General features: G+C 50.4%; 16 protein-coding genes. 12 read left to right on the plus strand and 4 right to left on the minus strand.

Going from position 1 to position 18197, the window contains the following annotated elements:
* Positions 1–252: 252 nt before the first annotated feature.
* The 4 genes from VE954_RS22990 (at position 253) to VE954_RS23005 (ending at position 3675) form a co-directional block, all read left to right on the plus strand.
* Positions 253–1215 (plus strand): hypothetical protein, encoded by a 963-nt coding sequence (locus VE954_RS22990; protein ID WP_324957186.1) that lies wholly within the window; start codon positions 253–255, stop codon positions 1213–1215.
* A gap of 91 nt (positions 1216–1306) precedes the next feature.
* Positions 1307–2095: a substrate-binding periplasmic protein gene (locus tag VE954_RS22995; protein WP_324957188.1), complete on the plus strand. Its 789-nt coding sequence runs from the start codon at positions 1307–1309 to the stop codon at positions 2093–2095.
* Positions 2092–2877: a substrate-binding periplasmic protein gene (locus tag VE954_RS23000; RefSeq protein WP_324957190.1), complete on the plus strand. Its 786-nt coding sequence runs from the start codon at positions 2092–2094 to the stop codon at positions 2875–2877. The genes VE954_RS22995 and VE954_RS23000 overlap by 4 nt, the downstream gene beginning before the upstream one ends.
* A gap of 9 nt (positions 2878–2886) precedes the next feature.
* On the plus strand, positions 2887–3675 hold the full coding sequence (locus VE954_RS23005) for a transporter substrate-binding domain-containing protein (RefSeq protein WP_324957192.1): 789 nt from the start codon (positions 2887–2889) through the stop codon (positions 3673–3675).
* A 37-nt stretch (positions 3676–3712) separates the two neighbouring features.
* On the opposite strand, the gene VE954_RS23010 is transcribed toward VE954_RS23005, so the two are convergent.
* From VE954_RS23010 to VE954_RS23020, 3 genes are all read right to left on the minus strand, one after another.
* Positions 3713–3886, minus strand: a complete 174-nt coding sequence (locus VE954_RS23010) for a hypothetical protein (protein ID WP_324957194.1) — start codon at positions 3884–3886, stop codon at positions 3713–3715.
* Between the two features lie 304 nt (positions 3887–4190).
* Positions 4191–4832, minus strand: a complete 642-nt coding sequence (locus tag VE954_RS23015; RefSeq protein ID WP_324957196.1) for a DsbA family oxidoreductase — start codon at positions 4830–4832, stop codon at positions 4191–4193.
* Positions 4829–5149 carry a hypothetical protein gene (locus VE954_RS23020; RefSeq protein WP_324957197.1) on the minus strand — a complete coding sequence of 107 codons (321 nt, stop codon included), beginning with the start codon at positions 5147–5149 and terminating at the stop codon, positions 4829–4831. Before VE954_RS23020 ends, VE954_RS23015 begins: the two co-directional genes overlap by 4 nt.
* A gap of 254 nt (positions 5150–5403) precedes the next feature.
* Here VE954_RS23020 and VE954_RS23025 point away from each other — a divergent pair, with 254 nt between their 5' ends.
* From VE954_RS23025 to VE954_RS23035, 3 genes are all read left to right on the plus strand, one after another.
* Positions 5404–7467 (plus strand): adenylate/guanylate cyclase domain-containing protein, encoded by a 2064-nt coding sequence (locus VE954_RS23025; RefSeq protein ID WP_324957198.1) that lies wholly within the window; start codon positions 5404–5406, stop codon positions 7465–7467.
* A gap of 111 nt (positions 7468–7578) precedes the next feature.
* Entirely contained in the window at positions 7579–10005 is a 2427-nt protein-coding gene (locus VE954_RS23030; protein ID WP_324957199.1) for a multicopper oxidase domain-containing protein, read from the plus strand.
* A gap of 178 nt (positions 10006–10183) precedes the next feature.
* Positions 10184–11560, plus strand: coding sequence for a cytochrome P450 (locus tag VE954_RS23035; protein ID WP_324957200.1), 1377 nt, complete (start codon positions 10184–10186; stop codon positions 11558–11560).
* 3 nt (positions 11561–11563) lie between these two features.
* Here VE954_RS23035 and VE954_RS23040 read toward each other — a convergent pair whose 3' ends face one another.
* Positions 11564–12505 (minus strand): hypothetical protein, encoded by a 942-nt coding sequence (locus tag VE954_RS23040; protein WP_324957202.1) that lies wholly within the window; start codon positions 12503–12505, stop codon positions 11564–11566.
* A 274-nt stretch (positions 12506–12779) separates the two neighbouring features.
* On the opposite strand from VE954_RS23040, the gene VE954_RS23045 reads away from it, so the two are divergent.
* From VE954_RS23045 to VE954_RS23065, 5 genes are all read left to right on the plus strand, one after another.
* Positions 12780–13079 (plus strand): hypothetical protein, encoded by a 300-nt coding sequence (locus tag VE954_RS23045; protein WP_324957204.1) that lies wholly within the window; start codon positions 12780–12782, stop codon positions 13077–13079.
* A 78-nt stretch (positions 13080–13157) separates the two neighbouring features.
* Positions 13158–13538 (plus strand): hypothetical protein, encoded by a 381-nt coding sequence (locus VE954_RS23050; protein ID WP_324957205.1) that lies wholly within the window; start codon positions 13158–13160, stop codon positions 13536–13538.
* Between the two features lie 162 nt (positions 13539–13700).
* On the plus strand, positions 13701–16307 hold the full coding sequence (ppsA, locus tag VE954_RS23055; RefSeq protein ID WP_324957206.1) for a phosphoenolpyruvate synthase: 2607 nt from the start codon (positions 13701–13703) through the stop codon (positions 16305–16307).
* A gap of 271 nt (positions 16308–16578) precedes the next feature.
* A complete protein-coding gene (locus tag VE954_RS23060) occupies positions 16579–16890 on the plus strand; it encodes a helix-turn-helix transcriptional regulator (RefSeq protein WP_324957208.1) in 312 nt (103 codons plus the stop codon).
* Complete coding sequence (locus VE954_RS23065) at positions 16887–18149, plus strand: type II toxin-antitoxin system HipA family toxin (RefSeq protein ID WP_324957210.1); 1263 nt, start codon at positions 16887–16889, stop codon at positions 18147–18149. Before VE954_RS23060 ends, VE954_RS23065 begins: the two co-directional genes overlap by 4 nt.
* Positions 18150–18197 lie beyond the last annotated feature (48 nt).

Raw genomic sequence — 18197 nt, forward strand, 5'->3', positions numbered from 1 at the left:
GGGGTGGTGTTCCTGAGTGAATCATTCGACGCCAAAAACGATCCGATCGTCAACCGCCTGGAAACCGACGGCCACCTGGGCCGCCGAATGATTGTGAATTACACACAAAACTTCTGAAAAATTACGGTTTAACAACTGTACTATTAAGAAAGGGAAAGCACTCAGCTTTCCCTTTTTCTATGCAGCCCATAAAGTTTGCAGCGTACCGCACCGAAGCAGATAAGGAGCTGTAAGTATTGAATGGAGTGAACCATGAAAGCCTTTGGCTATTTATTATCGCTGGTTGTCCTGGGTGCGAGTTGCGGTCAGGTCCAAGAAAAAGAAGTGAAGCTTGAGCTCTTGCCCGAGGGTGAAACCAATGCAAGTTATGCATCGACCAGGACGGATGAAGAGGAACCACCCGTAGAGGATACAGAGCCCGATACGGAAGTCCGGGTTCAGCTCGCTGCCATAAACAAGGAAATGTGGGATAGAAAAGATGAGACTTGCGCGACTTCGGGGGCATCGGTCTGCACATTGACAGCGGAAGTCGCAGTCACCGATGCAGTCGTAACAACGGTACGTAATTGCACATCAACATCCGGTAATTTTTGCAAGATCACTCCTGATGCGGTGTCAGCCACCAGCGGTCCCCAGTATGCTATTGTGCAAAAATTCGATGGCACAGGTTCGCTGCTTCACCTACGCGGATCCAATGGCGGCATCTCAACCGATCTGGTTGTCGGTAGCAAAATTTCATTCAAGGCGCGCAAATTTAACCAGAGATTTGGGACTATGCGAATATTTGATGTCGATCCCGCATCGGTCACGATCGCAACGGCGACAGCTGCAGAAATGTTTCAGCTCAACGATACGGTCGCGGACATTGGCGAGATCGACTTTGCTCCTGCGGTCGATACCGACCACCTCTATAAGCTCATGACCGGTTACGTGAAAGTCACCGAACTGACCCGACCCATGACCGGTGATAGTCCAACTACTTACTGGTATTCACTGAACACCAAAACCTATGCCAGCGGCACCCGCCTGTGGCTCCGATCGTCGTCGGCTATGGTGTCCAAGAACAAGTGCTATCAGGTGAAGAATGTTTCGATAACTCAGTCGAATACACCTTCGACCAGCGGGATCTACGTGATTGACCAGGATAACTACGACACGAAGAACTTCGGCATGTCCTCGTTCACGGAAGTGGACTGCACCGTAGCCGGTCTCTAAGTTCATCCACGGCAGGGAAAATCCTGCCGTCCCCTCCCCCCCTTCCCCATGCTATTCTCAATACAAGTCGCATTCCATCAAAGGCACTTCCATGCGTTTAAAAGTATCCCTGGCCCTGGGTCTCGTGTTTGCATCGGCATCCCTGCAGGCAGCGCCAAATGTTGTCGTCCGTTGGTGTCTCGACGATAAACCCTCGTTCTACTTCTATAACAAAGTCGGCACCGAAAAATCCGAGCATCCCGGCCTTGTTTTTGATCTGATTGAGCACCTGCAATCCCGTCTGAACGTGGAAATCCGGGTGACCCGACGGCCCCAGAGCGCCTGCGCCGTGCTTCTGGAAAAAGGCGAAGTGGATGCTGCCGGGCTCTTGAGCTTTACCCCCGAACGGGAGAAGGTTGGCCTCTTTCCCATGAAAAGTGGCGAAGCCGATGGGGATCGCGCGGTGATCCGGACCAGTTATTTCCTCTACGCGCCCCGGGAAAAACCCCTGGATTGGGATGGCAAAAGCCTGGCTGGCCTTAAAGGCAAGCGTTTGGGCGCTATCGATGGCTATTCGATCGTCCATGATTTGGAAGCGGCCGGGGTGAAGGTCGAGACTTTTAAATCCCTGGATGGCATGATCACCCGTCTGCAGAAGAATGATATCGATGCGGTGGCTGTCAATAACGATATGATCAACCGCATCAAGGAACGCATTCAGCTGCAGATGAATGACAAACCGCTCAAGACCAAAGATTACTTTGTGCAGCTATCCCGCGTTTTCCAGGAAAAATATCCCACCATGCCGGACGCCATCTGGAAGGAAAGCGCCCGCTTCCTGAAGTCGCCACAGGGTCAGACACCTGTCAGCAAATACGAAAAGCTGGAGGACTTCCCATGAAGCTCGTAGCGGTCGCCTTTGCAGGATTCATGTTGCTGACAGGCTTGACCGCCGCTGCTCAGGATATTAAGCAGCCTTTGATTATTAACGATCCTGAATGGCCGCCCTACTTCTTTGCAGGACGTCCGGATTATCCACCGGGCATCATGAAAGAAATCCTGACCCAATGCTTCACCCGCATGAAAATGCCCTTCGAATTCAAGTTCCAACCGATCGAACGGATGCAGGTCGGGATGGAACAGGGCACCGTGGATTTTAATCTCTTCTCGTACAAAAAAGAGCGCGAAAAAGTGGTGGAGTTCGGCAAGGAAGTCATGCTCACCTCCGCCTATGTTCCCATTGTGCGAGCCGATAGCGATATCACCATCAAGAGCATCAGCGACTTCGATCGCTATCGCCTGGGTCATACCATCGGTCTACGTTATTCCAAGGAATTCTATGACTATATCCTGAAACGCAAGGCCGCCCAGAACCTGGATGAAAGCTCCAAAGAGGAATTTAATATTCGCAAACTTGATGCCCGGCGCATCGATATTTTCGTTTCGACGGACTCGACGATCGTCGACGTCGCCCGACAGATTGGCCTGATTAGTAAAATAAAATTGCTGGATTTTAATATCCAAAAAGCTGATTATTTCATCGCGATTTCCAGGAAATCCCCCCGCATTCCGGACCGCACCGTCTTCATCCATCAGTTGGAAGACTGCATCCGAGGCATGCGCAAATCAGGGGAAACCTGCGAACTTTATAAAAAATACGATCAACCATGTCCGTGGAAATAGGAGCCTACCATGCGTTTTCTGCTCCTTGCAGTTTTCCTCAGTACTTCCCTTGGGGCAGCGGAATCCCAGCCCCCCGAAATTCGCGTTTGTTTTGAGGACAAACGGGTCTTCCCACTCTATAACACGCCGGGGACTGAAGACACCAACGCCCCGGGCATTCTGATTGATTTCGCGCACCATATCAGCAAGAAGCATGGGGTCAAACTGAATCTCATGCGCCGCCCGGCCATTGCCTGTCGCGTGCTGATGAAAACCGGCAACGTGGATATTTACGGCATTGTCAGCTATATGAAGGAGCGCGAGGAATGGGCCATCTATCCAAGGCTCCCCAATGGTGAGCTGGATGCCAATACAGTCTTCAAACGGGCCGGTTATTTCCTGTACTCACGCCAGGACAAGCCTCTGCCTTGGGATGGCAAAAGCCTCGAAACCCTAAAAGGTCTGCGCATCGGCACCAGCGAAGGGTATTCCATTAATGATGAGCTAAAAAAAGCTGGAGCCAGGGTCGAATCCTTTAAGTCCGTGGACGCTATCTTCACACGACTGATGGATAAGCAGCTCGACGGCGCGGCCCTGCATCCCTATCGGATTGATAAGAAGTTAAATATGGGCTTACGCAAGTATGAAGTTCCGCTCAAAATGAACGACTACTATTTTACCTGCTCCAAAGCATTTTATAGGGATCATAAGACATTCTGCGAAAAAGTCTGGAAGGATTCGATCTTTTTTGAGGAGACGTCGGAAGGCAAAAAGGCGATGTCCGATTATGATGCGGTCGAGGATTTTCCCGTGCGTTGAGGTCGGTCGACCCTGAGGTCGACCGCCGCTGCGAACCTTACTGAGCTTTCTTGCCTTCAAGAGCTTCCAGCAAAGCTTGCTGTCTAACGTCACGCAAGCCTTCTTCCTTCTTGGGCTTGTTGGCCTCGTCTTGAGCCACCGTGCTGGTGGTGCCAACAGTCGTACAGCCAGTCGCGATCACAAGAGCCAGGGTCATCATTACAGTTTTCATGGAGGATAGTCCTTCATCGGGATGCTCTGTTTATCCGTCCGTAAACCTTGGAAAATCAGGCAACCTTTGGGAATCATGAGTGATGGCATTCCGTGTCCATCCAGCCTACCCTTGTATTGCATGCAAAAGGAATGCTTGCAAGAGGTATTATGCCAAATTAACTCACCCATGCCCTCACATGAGTGCAGCTTATGAAAAGCACCGCAAAGGCCAATCTTTCTCACAGCCCGATCCAAACCTGCAAAAGACCCCAAAACGGGGGTGATTGAGCTTGTGACAAAACGTGGTCGAACCTTGGGCACCATCAAGCCGGTTCATTCACCAGTTTTTCCAGAGCCTGAGCAAAGACTTCAGACGGCTGGGCCCCGGAAATTAAATACTTCCGATTGAACACAAACGCCGGCACGCCGGTCAAACCAAAACTTTGGGCCTCTTCCTCGTCGCGGCGCACGGCATCAGAGTACTCTGTGGATTCCAGCACGGTCCGGGCTCGGGCCGGATCCAGTCCAGCCTCCCCAGCGATAGCCACCAGAGTTTCAATTTGGCCAATGGGCCGACCTTCGGTGAAATAGGCCGCAAACAGTTTTTCACTGACGGCATCCTGCTGACCCAAACTACCGGCCAGATGCAGCAGGCGATGGGCATGAAAGGAATTGGTGGGAATGATCTGATCCATATGAAAGGTCAATCCCAACTGAGCGCCCTGGGCTTCCAGGTTGGCGCTGGATTCACGCGCCCACTCCACGGTCCGGCCGTATTTCTTAGCCAGCAACTCATGAATGCTGATGTTATTATCTCGTTTCGCATTCGGGTCGAGTTCGAAGCTCCGCCAGGTGACCTCCACCTGATCGCGTTGCGGAAAGGCCGCCAGAGCCGTTTGGAAACGGCGCTTGCCGATATAACAAAAGGGGCAAAGGATATCCGACCAGATTTCAACAGTGATCACATGCGCGCCTTACTGATGATGGCTTTAATAAGATTCCGGCTCACATTGCCAGCCAACTCCTGAACCAAGGGATGACGGATGGTCGTGCGCCAGACCCCTTCGAAATCGAATTTATCCTGGGACTTATACTGCACGAAGATGGACTCCATGACCTTGAAGAGTTCATCGCGTTTGCTGTCGGGCATCTCGATGAAAGCATCATGCAGCATGTTGAGGAGTATCTGCCCCGATAGGGCGGAACCAAGTTCCAATTTATCTTTGATGGCATTCTGCGCCATCTGTTTCGCGGAATCGATCCAGGATCCTAATTTTTCCATAGGCCGCTGCCCTCCCATTCAAGACTGGAGCCAACCAGGATAAGGTACGAAAGATTGGGTGAAAGTCAAAGTTCTGAATCCGGGTCGGCCCTTTTAGCTCGCCCCCAAGCTCCTGTCGTATCGCCTCTTGTATCCTATTGATATGACTGGTGCGTATTAAATATTTTCGGAAAAGTATAAGTAAAATACTTGGGAAAGGGGGGGCCTTGTCGACAAGCATCGAGTCTGTCTCGATTGCCGTCTAGCGAGGGTTTATGCAACATCGCATCCTCTGGATTCCTGCCTGGCTTCTGCTGCTTTCCTTGCTGGGAGCCAGCCCAGCCCAGGCCAATGAACTGAGTCCCGACATGAGCCTGTCGGAACTGGAATATGAAATTGCCGATCACCCTCGTCGCGTGAACGAATGGGCGCGCCCGATATTTGCCACCATGGATCGCAGCAAAGCTCCCGATCAGTGGGTCAAAATTCTGGCCACCATCTTTCTGTCCAGTAGCCAGATGGGCGAAGATCGCGCCGTCACAGCATCCCAGTATAAAAAAGAAGTGGACGACGCGTTGGGCATGTCGCGGCAAATTCGTGCCTGGCAGGAATATGATATCTTTCAATCCCTCGCCAACCAGCTCAAGTTTGGCGCTGACTTCGATGCGTTCCTGGTCGAGGAACTGAAACTTTTGAACTTTCTGTTCAAATCAGGTTCCATCGATGTGGCTCTCATTCGCTTAAGCCAAATCGCCAACACCCTGAGCACGCATGGGCGCCGCGCTGCAGCCCGCAAATACGCGAATCAGGCGAAACTGATTCTGAAAGAAAATAAAGATATCAGCGAATTTCGTCGCGAATCGATTCATGTCACCATTGCGTTGATCCTGATGGAAGATCCGGACATGCAAAAGAATTCGGAAGAACTTTTCGAGAACGCGACCAAAATCTTCAAAAAGAATGGACGCAGGCATCTTCTGGCTCAGACAACCTACAATTATGCTGCCAATACCGTTTTTCAAGGTCAGTCATTACCCGAAGAACTGCAGCGAGCCATTGGCTATCTGGAACTGGGTATCGCCGCAGCTCATCAAATCAATGACGCGCCCACGAGCGGCTTGTCCCGAGCGTTGCTGGGCCATGCCCTGAATCGATTGCGCAAATTCAGTGAAGCCGAGACCGTCGCCCTGGAAGCCATCGCCTTTCTGCACGGCAGTCATGATCTGGGTACGATCAGTGCCAGCATCGCGGCGGGAACCGCTGAGATCGAGTTGAAAAAATACGACCAGGCCAAAATTAATTTGACCCGTGCTGAAGAGCTGGTGGAGGAAATTCCGTCGACGCCTCTTTATCTGCGCGTTGAACTCAAAAAGAATCTTTCCCAACTTTCCTTTGCCAACCAAAGTTTTGATAAGGCCTTCCGCTATCAGATTGAATATTATTACCTGGACAGTGAATGGACCCGCCAAGGCAAGAAAGCAAGTCTGGCGGCTAAGCGGAATCTTGGTTTCACAGGTGACGACGATCGGCTCGCGGATGAGGAGCAGCACAGCGATGCCTATGCATCCTGGGCCATGGGGTTGTCTCTGGTCGTATCCTTGAGCTGCCTGGCCCTTGTTTACCGTAAAAACCGCATGATCCGTAAACTGGAAGCCGACTTTGAGACACAAACCCTGAAGCGCTCGTTTCATCCTAAATTGGTGGAAGAGTTCATGCTGGGCCGTTCGACGCTGGATGAGACTTCGCATTCCCGGATTGTCACCATACTTTTTGCGGATCTGGTGGACTTTGGCAATATCTGTGACAAGTTGGGTTCGGAACGCGCCACGCGACTTCTCAATCAATATTTTTCCAAAATGTCGGCGATTGTCTTTGATCATGAGGCGATGCTCGATAAATTCACGGGCCATGGTGTGATGGTCGTCTTTGGAGTCCCGCATCAGACCGCACCGCGCGAGCAGGCCATCCGCGCCTTGCACTGTGGCATTGAGATGATGCAGGCCCTCACCGAATTGAATACCGCGTGGAAAAAGGAATTTGGTTTTTCCATTACCATGCGTACGGGCCTGAGTCAGGGCGAAGCTGTGGTGGGATCCTTTGGAACCGAAAGCCGTAAGGAATATACAGCCGTCGGCTCGACGGTTCAACTGGCGGCGGCTCTGCAGGAACATGCCGAGTCGGGCCAGATCCTGCTATCCCAAACCGTCGCCCAGTTCTTCAGCGAAGACTGTGAGCAGATCGGCGAACTCGTGGCCGAGACCGACGGCAAGCCCATGCCGGTCTTTGTTTATCCCTGGCAACTGGAGTCTGAGGATAAGACTCTGGATGTTGCGGGTTAGAGCAGTCGTCTTTGACGGCAGCTTAGGCGCAGCAACCGAAAAACTTGTCACATAATTACAGTAACCTCCGTATAAGGTTCCAAGCACGGGATGGCCTTATGAGGAGCTGTAATGAACCAACTGTTTTTATTGATGTTTCTAGCTTTCACGCTGATATCTGAAACCAGTCCAGGCGCCGAAAAAGCCCGGACAGTCCACTACGAATTAGTAACCACCCAAGGCACCGTCAATCTTAGCGGCAAGAAATCTGTGGATTTCGCGTTGCTGGTCAACGGCAGCCTCCCCGCCCCTACCCTTGAATTTACCGAAGGCGATGAGGCCGAGATAGTTTTGAAAAACCAGATTCCGGGGCAGGAAGTCTCCATTCACTGGCACGGCATTCTGCTTCCGCCCGAGATGGACGGTGTGCCTTATGTGAACACCCCACCCATCGGCAGCGGGCAATCGTTCACCTATCGTTTCAAACTGAGGCAATCGGGAACATATTGGTATCACACCCACACCAACGTTCAGGAGCAGAAAGGCATTTACGGTGCTTTTATTGTGCATCCGAAAAAGCCAACCATCAAAGCCGACAAGGACGCGATCGTGGTGCTGAGCGATTGGTCGGATGAAGACGCCACGCAGATCCTCGCCAACCTGCGCAAAGATGGTGATTACTATCTTTATAAAAAAGGGACCATGCGGTCCTGGATCGGCGCCATCCGTGAAAAGGCATTGGGCATCTATCTGGACAACGAGTGGACCCGGATGGGCGGCATGGATTATTCCGATGTGGGTTATGATGCGTTTCTGATCAATGGCAAAAGAACCTCGCAGCTGGCGGTCGCGCATCCAGGCGAAAAAATTCGGATTCGAATCATCAACGCGTCAGCCTCCAGTTATTTTCATCTGGCTTTGGGCGACGTCCCCATGCAGGTCATAGCCGTGGATGGGGTGGATATGAAACCGACCTGGACGCGTGAGATCCTGATCGGTATGGCCGAAACCTATGATGTGCTTTTCGAAGTACCCGCGCATAAAAATTATGAATTCAAAGCCACGGCTCAGGATGGAACCGGAGCTGCTTCCGCATGGATCGGTATGGGAGATCCCGTTCCGGCCCCTGTGAAACCGATGCCGCCGATGTACGAGGCGATGAGCCACGGTGGTGGTCACGGTAGTGGTCACGGCGGCGAGCACGTCGGGCATGGTCAGGCGCCAGGTGGTGCGGATGCTCATGCGGGACATGGACAGGCGGCAGGTGGTGCGGATGCTCATGCGGGACATGGACAGGCGGCAGGTGGTGCGGATGCTCATGCGGGACACAAGCAACCTTCGGGCAGTGCGGGTGCCCACGCGGGGCATGGACAGCCCGCAGCGAACGCCCATGCGGGACACGGACAGCCTACGGGCGGTGCGGATACCCATGCAGAACATAAGAAATCTGATGGAGCGGCCGATGCTCATGCGGGCCATGCGAACCACACCCAGAACAGTCAAGCTAAAGACGCGCATGCGGGACACGGCAAGGCCGTAGACCACGCCGGGCATGCGGGACACGGGGGTCATGCTGGTGTTTCTCCAGGCGCCGTGCAGGACTCCAAAAACATCGTGCCAATGCTGACGGTCGACGACATCCAGGCGCTTGATTCCACGAAATTTCCTGACAAGATTCCAGTCCATGATGTGAAGCTGGTCCTCGACGGTGACATGGAACGCTATGTGTGGCATATCAACGGTAAGGCTATTTTTGAAGATCGAAACATCGTGATCAAAGAAGGCCAAATCATTCGCTTTACTATGGTGAATGAAACCATGATGCATCATCCCATGCATTTGCACGGACACTTCTTTCGCGTGCTCAATAAATTCGGTGACACCTCGCCTTGGAAACATACGGTCGACGTGTCTCCCCACACCACGCGAACCATCGAGTTTCTGGCGAATGAACCGGGTGAGTGGATGCTGCACTGCCACAACCTCTATCACATGAAGACCGGCATGGCACGCGTGGTGAAGTATTCCAGCTTCACCCCGGCCAGCAGTCTCGTCCAGCATCAGAAACATGATCCTCACAACCATGACCATACCTACTTCTACGGCATGCTGGAGACATCCACCAACCATGCACAGGCCAAATTCCGTCTGTCCCAAACCTGGAACGATCTCGAAGCGCGGATCGAAACCGGCAAGGATTACACATCAGACGTGGAAGGCGACCTTTTCTATCGAAGGTGGAAGGATCGTTATCTGAACTTTGTCCTCGGCGGCAGCAGTTTCCATCATGAAACACGCGGCGTTGCCGGGATCGGTTATCTCCTGCCCATGCTGATCGAGAGCAACCTGCTCGTGGATCACACTGGCAAGTTGCGGCTCGATTTGGACAAGCGATTTCAATGGACCTCGACCATCTTCTCCGACGCCGATGTAAGCTTTCGGCAAAGCGAAAGGACCGAATGGGAACTGTCCTTAATGTATGCCAGCACCTGGGCCTGGGCTGCGGGGCTTAAGGTGACGGAAGATAATACGGGTGTAGGAATTCAGTACCAGTTCTAACGATGCGGGGGTGAAATCCATCACCCCTTTTCCCCAAACAGCCCCTGCCACCGACTCGAACTATAAAAAAACGTAAAATTCTCTCTCCCTCGTTGAGTTGCGTCTGCACATTGTCAATGATACGCAAGCTGTGGGTTGCGGCACCCAAGCGCGTCTCCTATCAAACAGAGGGATTACTATGCGAGACATGCCTCAAGACAAGACCCTGGACGGCACGCTGGAACTGCTTTCTGATGGCTATCGTTATATTTCCAAACGCTGTGAAAAATATCAGACCAAAGTCTTCGAATCCCGCATCATGCTCCAGAAAGTCATCTGCATGCAGGGCGAAGCCGCCAGCCGTCTCTTTTATGAGCCGGATCGCTTTACCCGCAAGGGAGCCATGCCGCCTACCACTTTGAAACTTTTACAGGACACCGGCAGCGTGCAGGAGCTGGACGGTGAGGATCACCGTTGGCGCAAACAAATGTTTCTCTCGATGATGAAGCCACAGAGCCTGCAGAATCTTTCGAACCAGTTTGCGGAACAGTGGTTGCTGCAATTGGAAGGTTGGACCCGCAAAAAGGAAATCATCCTTCTGCGCGAGATGCAGGAGGTCCTCACCCGCGCCGTAACGCGTTGGGCTGGTGTTCCCCTGACTGATGCCCAAATCAAAATCCGGACGGTGGAGTTTGCATCCATGGTCAGCGGAGCCGGATCGGTTGGTCCGAAAGCCGCCTGGGGTTTGCTCCTGCGGACCCAGACGGAACGATGGGCACAGAACCTCATCATCAATATCCGCGAGACCCAAACGGAAAATCCTCAGGGCACACCCGTCGAGGCCATCGCGTGGCATCGGGATCGCAAGGACGAACTCCTGACCCCCGAGATTGCGGCCGTCGAACTCATCAATATTCTGCGTCCTACAGTCGCTGTCGCCTGGTATATCGTTTTCGCGGCCCACGCCCTGCATGAGCATCCCGAATGTCGACAGCGACTCCAGGAGGGCGACAGCCGTTATCAGGAAGCCTTCGCTCAGGAAGTGCGGCGCTACTATCCGTTTTTCCCCTTTGTGGGTGGACGGGCTGCTTATGATTTCGACTGGCAGGGCTATCGATTTAAAGAGGGAGCCTGGGTACTGCTGGACCTGTACGGCACCAGTCATGATCCCGATATCTGGCAAAACCCTGCCGTGTTTCAGCCCGAACGGTTTCTGCAAAATGAAATTAATCTATTCAGTTTGACCGCGCAGGGTGCAGGTGATGTGAAGAAAGGCCACCGCTGTCCCGGCGAGTGGATTACCATAGAACTGTTGAAACGAGCTTCGCATCTTTTAACAAACGTGATGGAATACGCGGTGCCGGCTCAGGATCTCGCCATAGACTTCTCCAAGCTACCGGCCGTACCCAAGAGTCGCTTCGTCATGAAAAATATTCGGCGCGTATCGAAGCCGGCGGTAAAAAACACCAGCCGGGTCGCGTTTGATGGTTATGTGCAGCCGGGTGATTTTCAGTTTCCGGGAACGCCACCGCTGCGTGAAAATACGTCAAGCGCTAGCGTCAGTGGTTTGTCTTAGCGATCACTTCCCTTGGTCCTGCTGCTTTTTGAATTCCTCTTCGCTGGTTTCCTGCTGGCGAGAGGTTTCATAACCACAGGCCAGTTTAGGATTTTGCTCAAGTCTCGGCAAATCCTTGGCGCATGATGCGTAGAGAGCAGAACTGACCGGCAACTTACGGGCTTCCTGAAGCTGCGCAAACCCTAATTTACCCGAAGGCGTGGTGAAATCGTTTTTACCTTCACAGATATAGGCGACAGCCAGCATGGTGCGGCTGCATACGTTCGGCGCATCGAATTCAAGGGCTTCCTTATGAAACGCCACGGACTTGCTGAGGTCGCCCTTCACTCCAAAAAGCCACTTCAAGAGAACCAGATCCGGCACGAGGCGATAGAAAATGCCGAGCGCATATCGAGCAGCGCCTTGCAGGGACGTGTTTGGTCCGAATTTGTGCTGATAGCGGGATTCGATGGTTTCGATCCACATCTTCTCCACGATCTTGGCATTTTTCAGGGAAGAAAAAATCCCGTCGATACTGGCGATCTTACCGAGATTAACCCCGAGGTAGAATTTGCAAAGTGGATTGTCTGGACGGATTTTTAAACAGTTTTCGGCGAAGGCCTTGCCTTTGGCAAACGAGGCCCGGGCGATGGGGAAATCGCTTTTATCCTTGAAGCTGTTGCCATATTGAAAGGCGGCATCAGCGGCTATCCAGTAGCCGTCGATCCAGTGAGGCTCGCGCCCTGACAGCGTCGCCATCAGATCGTATTGTCTTTTCAAAGCGTCCTGCGGGGCGATCTTGCCGGTCCACTTCTCACGGAGAGCGGCCCACTCGTTATGCAGATCAGGATGTCTCTCAAAGCCGCTGGCGTCGTAGGGATAGACTTCATAGGTTTTGGGCGCAGCCTGGATCGAACCCATACTGACCAGCACGAACCACAGACCCGCGATCATCGACTTTTGCATTGTGCGACTCCTGACGCTATTCCGTAACGTGATGATCGGCCGGATCAAATAAATGCTGAGACGGGAACCTTACGAAGTGGAATAAGGCCAGGAAAACGAAGCGGAATTCCTGCTTTTATGACATATGTGCCCTGATATAACCTCAAAACTGCCTATCTTGTCATCATTGCCTATAGTGGTGTATGGCTTGTAGGTATAAATACTTAGAGCGTCTTTTCGTGTAAAATTGACGCAAATGGACACCGGCAAGTCTGAAATAAGTGGGATTATTTAAATGACTGATAGTGGCTCAGACAGAATCGACCCAGACCATGTCCTTTTTCAGGATTGGTTGGATGACTTTGCAAATGGCAAGCAACTTGTAGGAACATCGGACCAGTCCGATACGTTTGCCATTCACAGCATCAAACGTTATATCGACCAACACGGTAAGATTTGGGAAGTTGCGCTAACCTATACGGGCCGCGTCGTGACACGCTCAGGAGACACGGCTCCCGATCTTTCTGTGAGCTGGTCGGATTGGAAAACGTTGCACCAGGTTATCGTGAAGACGCCAACGGATGGACCGTCGTAAACCCTCATAAGAGAGATTGACATCAACTCACTCCAGTGCTTTCCTGCCTTGGATTTGGACGATCATAAAGGGTCTTTTATGAAAAACGTTTCCGTACTTTTCTGTTTGGCACTTACCATAAGCTTCTCAGCCTACGCTCAGGCCGAGTCAGATATTTTCTTCGAAGGTCAGGCTCGGCAGATCGTGTGCCACCATATTTCAGGTAGCGACGTGCAGGGTTTCCATGATGAAACCAGCGCCATCTGGTTGCCTTGCGAAGCAACCTTGCCCGAGATGAAAGTGAAGCTCACATCCTTTCAAAGCATTTCCGTGCCGGGTGCCCATGGTCCGGCCGTCGGGGAGTACTCAGGCCATGTATCCTTTCTTGGGACGGATGCCTGCTGGTCAGTGATTATCATCGATAAGATGCTCTGGTCAGGCGAGGATATTTCCATGGAACTCAAGCTCGGCTCCGAATAAAGCGCTTCAGCCCGACCCCTCCCCTCTACGGACGGTATCCTACCGTCCACCCCATCCCGAACACGATGCGCTTCCCAACGACTGGCATGCACCGGTTGTGGATATTTTTGTGATAAGATATAAAAATTTAAGATTTCTAAAACAAAAAGGACGAATGAAAACATGAGTTCCTACATTCTTGGTTTTCAGGAAATCGATAAAACAAAGCTGGCCATGGTCGGGGGTAAAGGCGCGAACCTGGGGGAACTTGCCAGGATTGAAGGCATCAACGTACCGGAAGGCTTTTGTATTACGACTGAAGCTTTTAAGAACGTCGTTGGGAAACATTCGTCCATTCACGTATTACTGGACCACCTTTCCCTTTTGAAGATGGAAGACCGGGGTAGAATCGGTGAGCTGAGTCGTAAGATTCGTGAGGTCATCGAAGGAATAGCTATTCCTCAAGAGCTCATTGAAGAGATGACCCATTGCCTGTCGCGGCTTGATCGAAAAAACGCCTATGCCGTACGATCCAGTGCAACCGCCGAGGATTTACCGACAGCATCCTTTGCGGGGCAGCAGGATACTTTTTTAAACATTATCGGACGGGATGCCATTCTCAAGCATATCAGCAAGTGCTGGGCTTCCCTATTTACCGAGAGGGCTATCATATACAGGCTTCAGAACGGCTTCGATCACCGTCACGTCCACCTGTCTGTCGTGGTTCAGAAGATGGTCTTCCCACAGGTGGCAGGAATTTTGTTTACAGCCGATCCCGTCACTTCCAATAGGAAAATGGTATCCATTGATGCCAGCTTTGGACTTGGTGAGGCCCTGGTCTCGGGCCTGGTGAATGCTGATGTCTATAAAGTGTATCAGGGTAAAGTGATCGATAAGAAGATATCCAGCAAGAAACTGGCTATTTATGCCTTAAAGCATGGTGGTACGAAAGAACACGAGATTGAGCCTGAGGCGCAGAACAGGCAGGCACTGACGGATGAGCAGATTGTACAGCTTGAGCACCTAGGCAGGAAGATCGAGCAGCATTTCGGCCACCCCCAGGACATCGAATGGTGTTGGGTTGATGATACATTTCATATAGTCCAGAGTCGGCCCATCACAACTTTATTCCCGATCCCTGAAGCCAACGATCAAGACAATCATGTCTATGTGTCTGTCGGTCATCAACAGATGATGACCGACGCCATGAAACCATTGGGACTGTCTTTTTTTCTGTTAACGACTCCTGCACCCATGCGTAAAGCTGGTGGAAGGTTGTTTGTTGATATCTCGCGCCACCTAGCTGCGCCTGGCAGTAGAAAAATGGTCATCGAGGGCCTGGGGAAATCTGACCCGCTTATTAAAGACGCTCTCATAGCCATAACAGAGCGGGACTTTATAAAATTGTTACCAGGTGATAACCAGGCACCAGGTCCCAGCAATCAACCTATACCGTCAGCGAACTTTCACGCAAAAATCGACAATGACCCGGCCTTCGTTCCTGACTCGATTCAGAGAAATCAAGCAGCCATAGAAGTGTTAAAACAAAACATCCGAATGAAATCAGGATCTGAATTATTTGATTTTATTCTGGAAGACATTCAGCAATTAAGAAAGATTCTATTTGACCCACAAAGTTTAGCTGTGATTACGACTGCTATGGACGCCACGTCATGGATCAATGAAAGAATGCAGGAGTGGTTAGGTGAGAAAAACGCGGCCGATACGCTTTCTCAATCTGTACCCAATAATGTCACTTCGGAAATGGGCCTGGCGTTGTTGGATGTCGCCGATGTGATTCGGCCTCATCGAAAAGTCATTGATTATCTGCAACAAGTAAAGGATGACAATTTTTTGGATGAACTGAATAAGTTTGAAGGGGAACGAGAAACTCAAAAGGCTATTTACGATTTTCTCAGCAAATATGGAATGCGTTGTAGCGGCGAAATCGATATCACCAAGACTCGCTGGAGTGAAAAGCCATCTACGCTTATTCCCATGATTCTCAGCAATATCAAAAATCATGAGCCTCATGCCGGGCAGAGAAAATTTAAGCAAGGACTGCAGGAAGCCTTGAAAAAAGAACAGGAGTTGTTAGACCGATTGAAGCAATTACCCGAAGGTGAACAGAAAGCCAGAGAAACCAAACGTGTGATTGACCTCATCCGGAATTTCATTGGTTACCGTGAATATCCCAAATACTGCATGGTGAATCGCTACTTCATTTACAAGCAGGCTTTGCTGAAAGAGGTTGAACACCTCGTGCAAGCCAACCTTACTCATCAAAAAGAAGACATATACTACCTCAATTTTGAAGAACTTCGCGAAGTCGTATGCACACGTAAACTGGATGACCAGATCATCAGCAAACGAAAAAACGAATACAAACTCTATGAGAGACTCACGCCACCACGTGTTATCACGTCTGATGGTGAAATCATAACAGGCCAGTACAAACGAGAAAATCTCCCCAGCGGAGCGATCGTAGGTCTGGCGGTTTCTTCCGGGGTGAGAGAGGGACGAGCGCGGGTCATCTTGAACATGGAAGATGCGGAGCTGGAAGATGGGGACATATTGGTCACCACTTTTACAGACCCCAGCTGGACACCATTGTTTGTATCCATAGCAGGCCTAGTCACCGAAGTCGGTGGGCTGATGACCCATGGAGCCGTTATCGCGCGTGAGTATGGGTTGCCAGCTGTCGTCGGAGTGGAGAACGCGACCCGGCTGATCAAGGACGGGCAGCGAATCCGCGTGAATGGAACTGATGGTTATGTGGTATTCCTATAAAATTAGCATCATATGTTAAAAGTCGGCCGCCCTCACCACGGATAATGTCTGTTATCTTGGCAACTAGGGGCAAATGACCCTGCCCGCCTGGGTTTACAGTCTTTTAAATTAAACTTTAATAGATATTAAGTGTCATGCATGGACTTAAATTAAAGTTTTATAGAATTTAATAGCCCTTTGCTTGATAATTCTACAAATTGAACTATAATATATTTTATATGGCTTTCTTGCAGTTAAAATACACTATACTTGTTTTTATGAGACGAATGTCATGCTTCAGATAAACTTTTTGACAGAACAAGAAATGTACAAACAGATCTGTCAGAGTCTGGTTAATAAAAGGCTCGCTTTGAATATTCTGCAGAAGGAACTGGCTGTCAAAGCAGGCATATCGGTACAGACGCTCGTCAAATTTGAAGCTGGTGATGAAGTGCGAGTGCTTACTCTGTTCAAAATCATGAGAGCACTCGGTGAATTTTCCAGGTTGAATGCTCTAGTCATTGAAGAAGTGGAATCACCGAAGACTATTCATGAATCTAAACAGCATTCGAAGCCTGGGCGTAAGAGAGCACGGAAAAAATGATAAATACAACAAGCCTGGAAGTTCGTCTTTGGAATGAAACTGTCGGATATCTTGCAAAAGTTAAAAATGGCATCGCATTTAGCTTTGAAGAAGATTTTAGATCAAAAAGCATGGAGATATCACCCCTCGAACTTCCTTTAGCCACGACAAACGTCTATCAATCAAGCGAAAGGAGCCAAACCTTTTCAGGTCTCCCAGGAGTCATCGCTGATTGTCTACCTGACGCGTATGGACGTGCAGCAATCAATTCATTTTACAAAAAGACCTTCAACCTTGATGCTTACCAAGTCGGAGCGCTCGAAATTTTATCGTATATCGGAGAGCAATCCATAGGTGCTCTAGAGTTTCGTCCACAGCAGGGGCACATGACTCTCGAAGGCGAGTTTCTTCAGGTTCAAAGGTTACTATTAGCAGCGCGCCTCATCACAGAGGGCAAAGCCGAGAGCGTATCCGATCAGATAATCAAGATTTCCTCTTCTGCGGGTGGACGTCAGGCAAAAGCACTGGTTGACTATAATCCAGAAACCAAAGAAATGAGGACAGGTTTTGAATCGTTCCAGCCTGGATTTCAGCCCTGTATTATAAAACTAGATGGTTTAATAGAAGGTGATGACGCCAATTACTATGGACGTCTGGAATATCTCTATTCTCTACTGGCAAAAGAAGCTGGCATAAGAATACCTCGGACATACTTACTCGAAACTGACAATGGGCATGAACCACTTGCTCACTTCATAATTGAACGCTTCGATAGAGATGCTAGAAAGAATAAAACTCACCACTTCGCAAGTCTATGTGGATTGACGCTAAGAGACTACCGTGAGAAGCACTCTTGCAGCTATGAGGATTACTATCGAGTAACATTACACCTCACCCAATCCCAAACAGAACTTCAAGAAGCATTCCGAAGAACATTGTTTAACTTCGTGTTTCGCGTTCAAGACGATCATACGAAAAATTTCGGATTTTTAATGAATAAAGAGGGAGATTGGCAATTGTCGCCTGCGTACGATCTCACATACGTCTTCGGCGGGAATGCACTGACTCATCAAATGACTTTTGGTGGAAAAGATGACCAGTTCACTCGAGAAGATATTTTGAAAGTGGCGAAGACATTTGGTATATCCAGGAGTTTAACCGAACAAATGCTGGATAAAATATTAGAACTGGCCAAACAGTTTGAAGAGCGAGCCAGCAAGATAGGCCTTGAAGAAGAATACGCGCAAGGCGTAGCTAGCCGCCTGCGCAAAGAGATTTAAAGATTCTCGCAATGTCAGAGCCAGGGGGGCTTTCTAATGTGTGCGCGC

The sequence above is a fragment of the Oligoflexus sp. genome, from assembly GCF_035638955.1.
Taxonomy (GTDB): Bacteria; Bdellovibrionota_B; Oligoflexia; order Oligoflexales; family Oligoflexaceae; genus Oligoflexus.

What these genes read in the sequence shown, in the direction of transcription:
- VE954_RS22990 (WP_324957186.1), top strand. Translation starts at nt 253, where the DNA reads ATGAAAGCCTTTGGCTATTTATTATCGCTGGTTGTCCTGGGTGCGAGT.
- VE954_RS22995 (WP_324957188.1), top strand. Translation starts at nt 1,307, where the DNA reads ATGCGTTTAAAAGTATCCCTGGCCCTGGGTCTCGTGTTTGCATCGGCA.
- VE954_RS23000 (WP_324957190.1), top strand. Translation starts at nt 2,092, where the DNA reads ATGAAGCTCGTAGCGGTCGCCTTTGCAGGATTCATGTTGCTGACAGGC.
- VE954_RS23005 (WP_324957192.1), top strand. Translation starts at nt 2,887, where the DNA reads ATGCGTTTTCTGCTCCTTGCAGTTTTCCTCAGTACTTCCCTTGGGGCA.
- VE954_RS23010 (WP_324957194.1), bottom strand. Translation starts at nt 3,886, where the DNA reads ATGAAAACTGTAATGATGACCCTGGCTCTTGTGATCGCGACTGGCTGT.
- VE954_RS23020 (WP_324957197.1), bottom strand. Translation starts at nt 5,149, where the DNA reads ATGGAAAAATTAGGATCCTGGATCGATTCCGCGAAACAGATGGCGCAG.
- VE954_RS23025 (WP_324957198.1), top strand. Translation starts at nt 5,404, where the DNA reads ATGCAACATCGCATCCTCTGGATTCCTGCCTGGCTTCTGCTGCTTTCC.
- VE954_RS23030 (WP_324957199.1), top strand. Translation starts at nt 7,579, where the DNA reads ATGAACCAACTGTTTTTATTGATGTTTCTAGCTTTCACGCTGATATCT.
- VE954_RS23035 (WP_324957200.1), top strand. Translation starts at nt 10,184, where the DNA reads ATGCGAGACATGCCTCAAGACAAGACCCTGGACGGCACGCTGGAACTG.
- VE954_RS23040 (WP_324957202.1), bottom strand. Translation starts at nt 12,505, where the DNA reads ATGCAAAAGTCGATGATCGCGGGTCTGTGGTTCGTGCTGGTCAGTATG.
- VE954_RS23045 (WP_324957204.1), top strand. Translation starts at nt 12,780, where the DNA reads ATGACTGATAGTGGCTCAGACAGAATCGACCCAGACCATGTCCTTTTT.
- VE954_RS23050 (WP_324957205.1), top strand. Translation starts at nt 13,158, where the DNA reads ATGAAAAACGTTTCCGTACTTTTCTGTTTGGCACTTACCATAAGCTTC.
- ppsA (WP_324957206.1), top strand. Translation starts at nt 13,701, where the DNA reads ATGAGTTCCTACATTCTTGGTTTTCAGGAAATCGATAAAACAAAGCTG.
- VE954_RS23060 (WP_324957208.1), top strand. Translation starts at nt 16,579, where the DNA reads ATGCTTCAGATAAACTTTTTGACAGAACAAGAAATGTACAAACAGATC.
- VE954_RS23065 (WP_324957210.1), top strand. Translation starts at nt 16,887, where the DNA reads ATGATAAATACAACAAGCCTGGAAGTTCGTCTTTGGAATGAAACTGTC.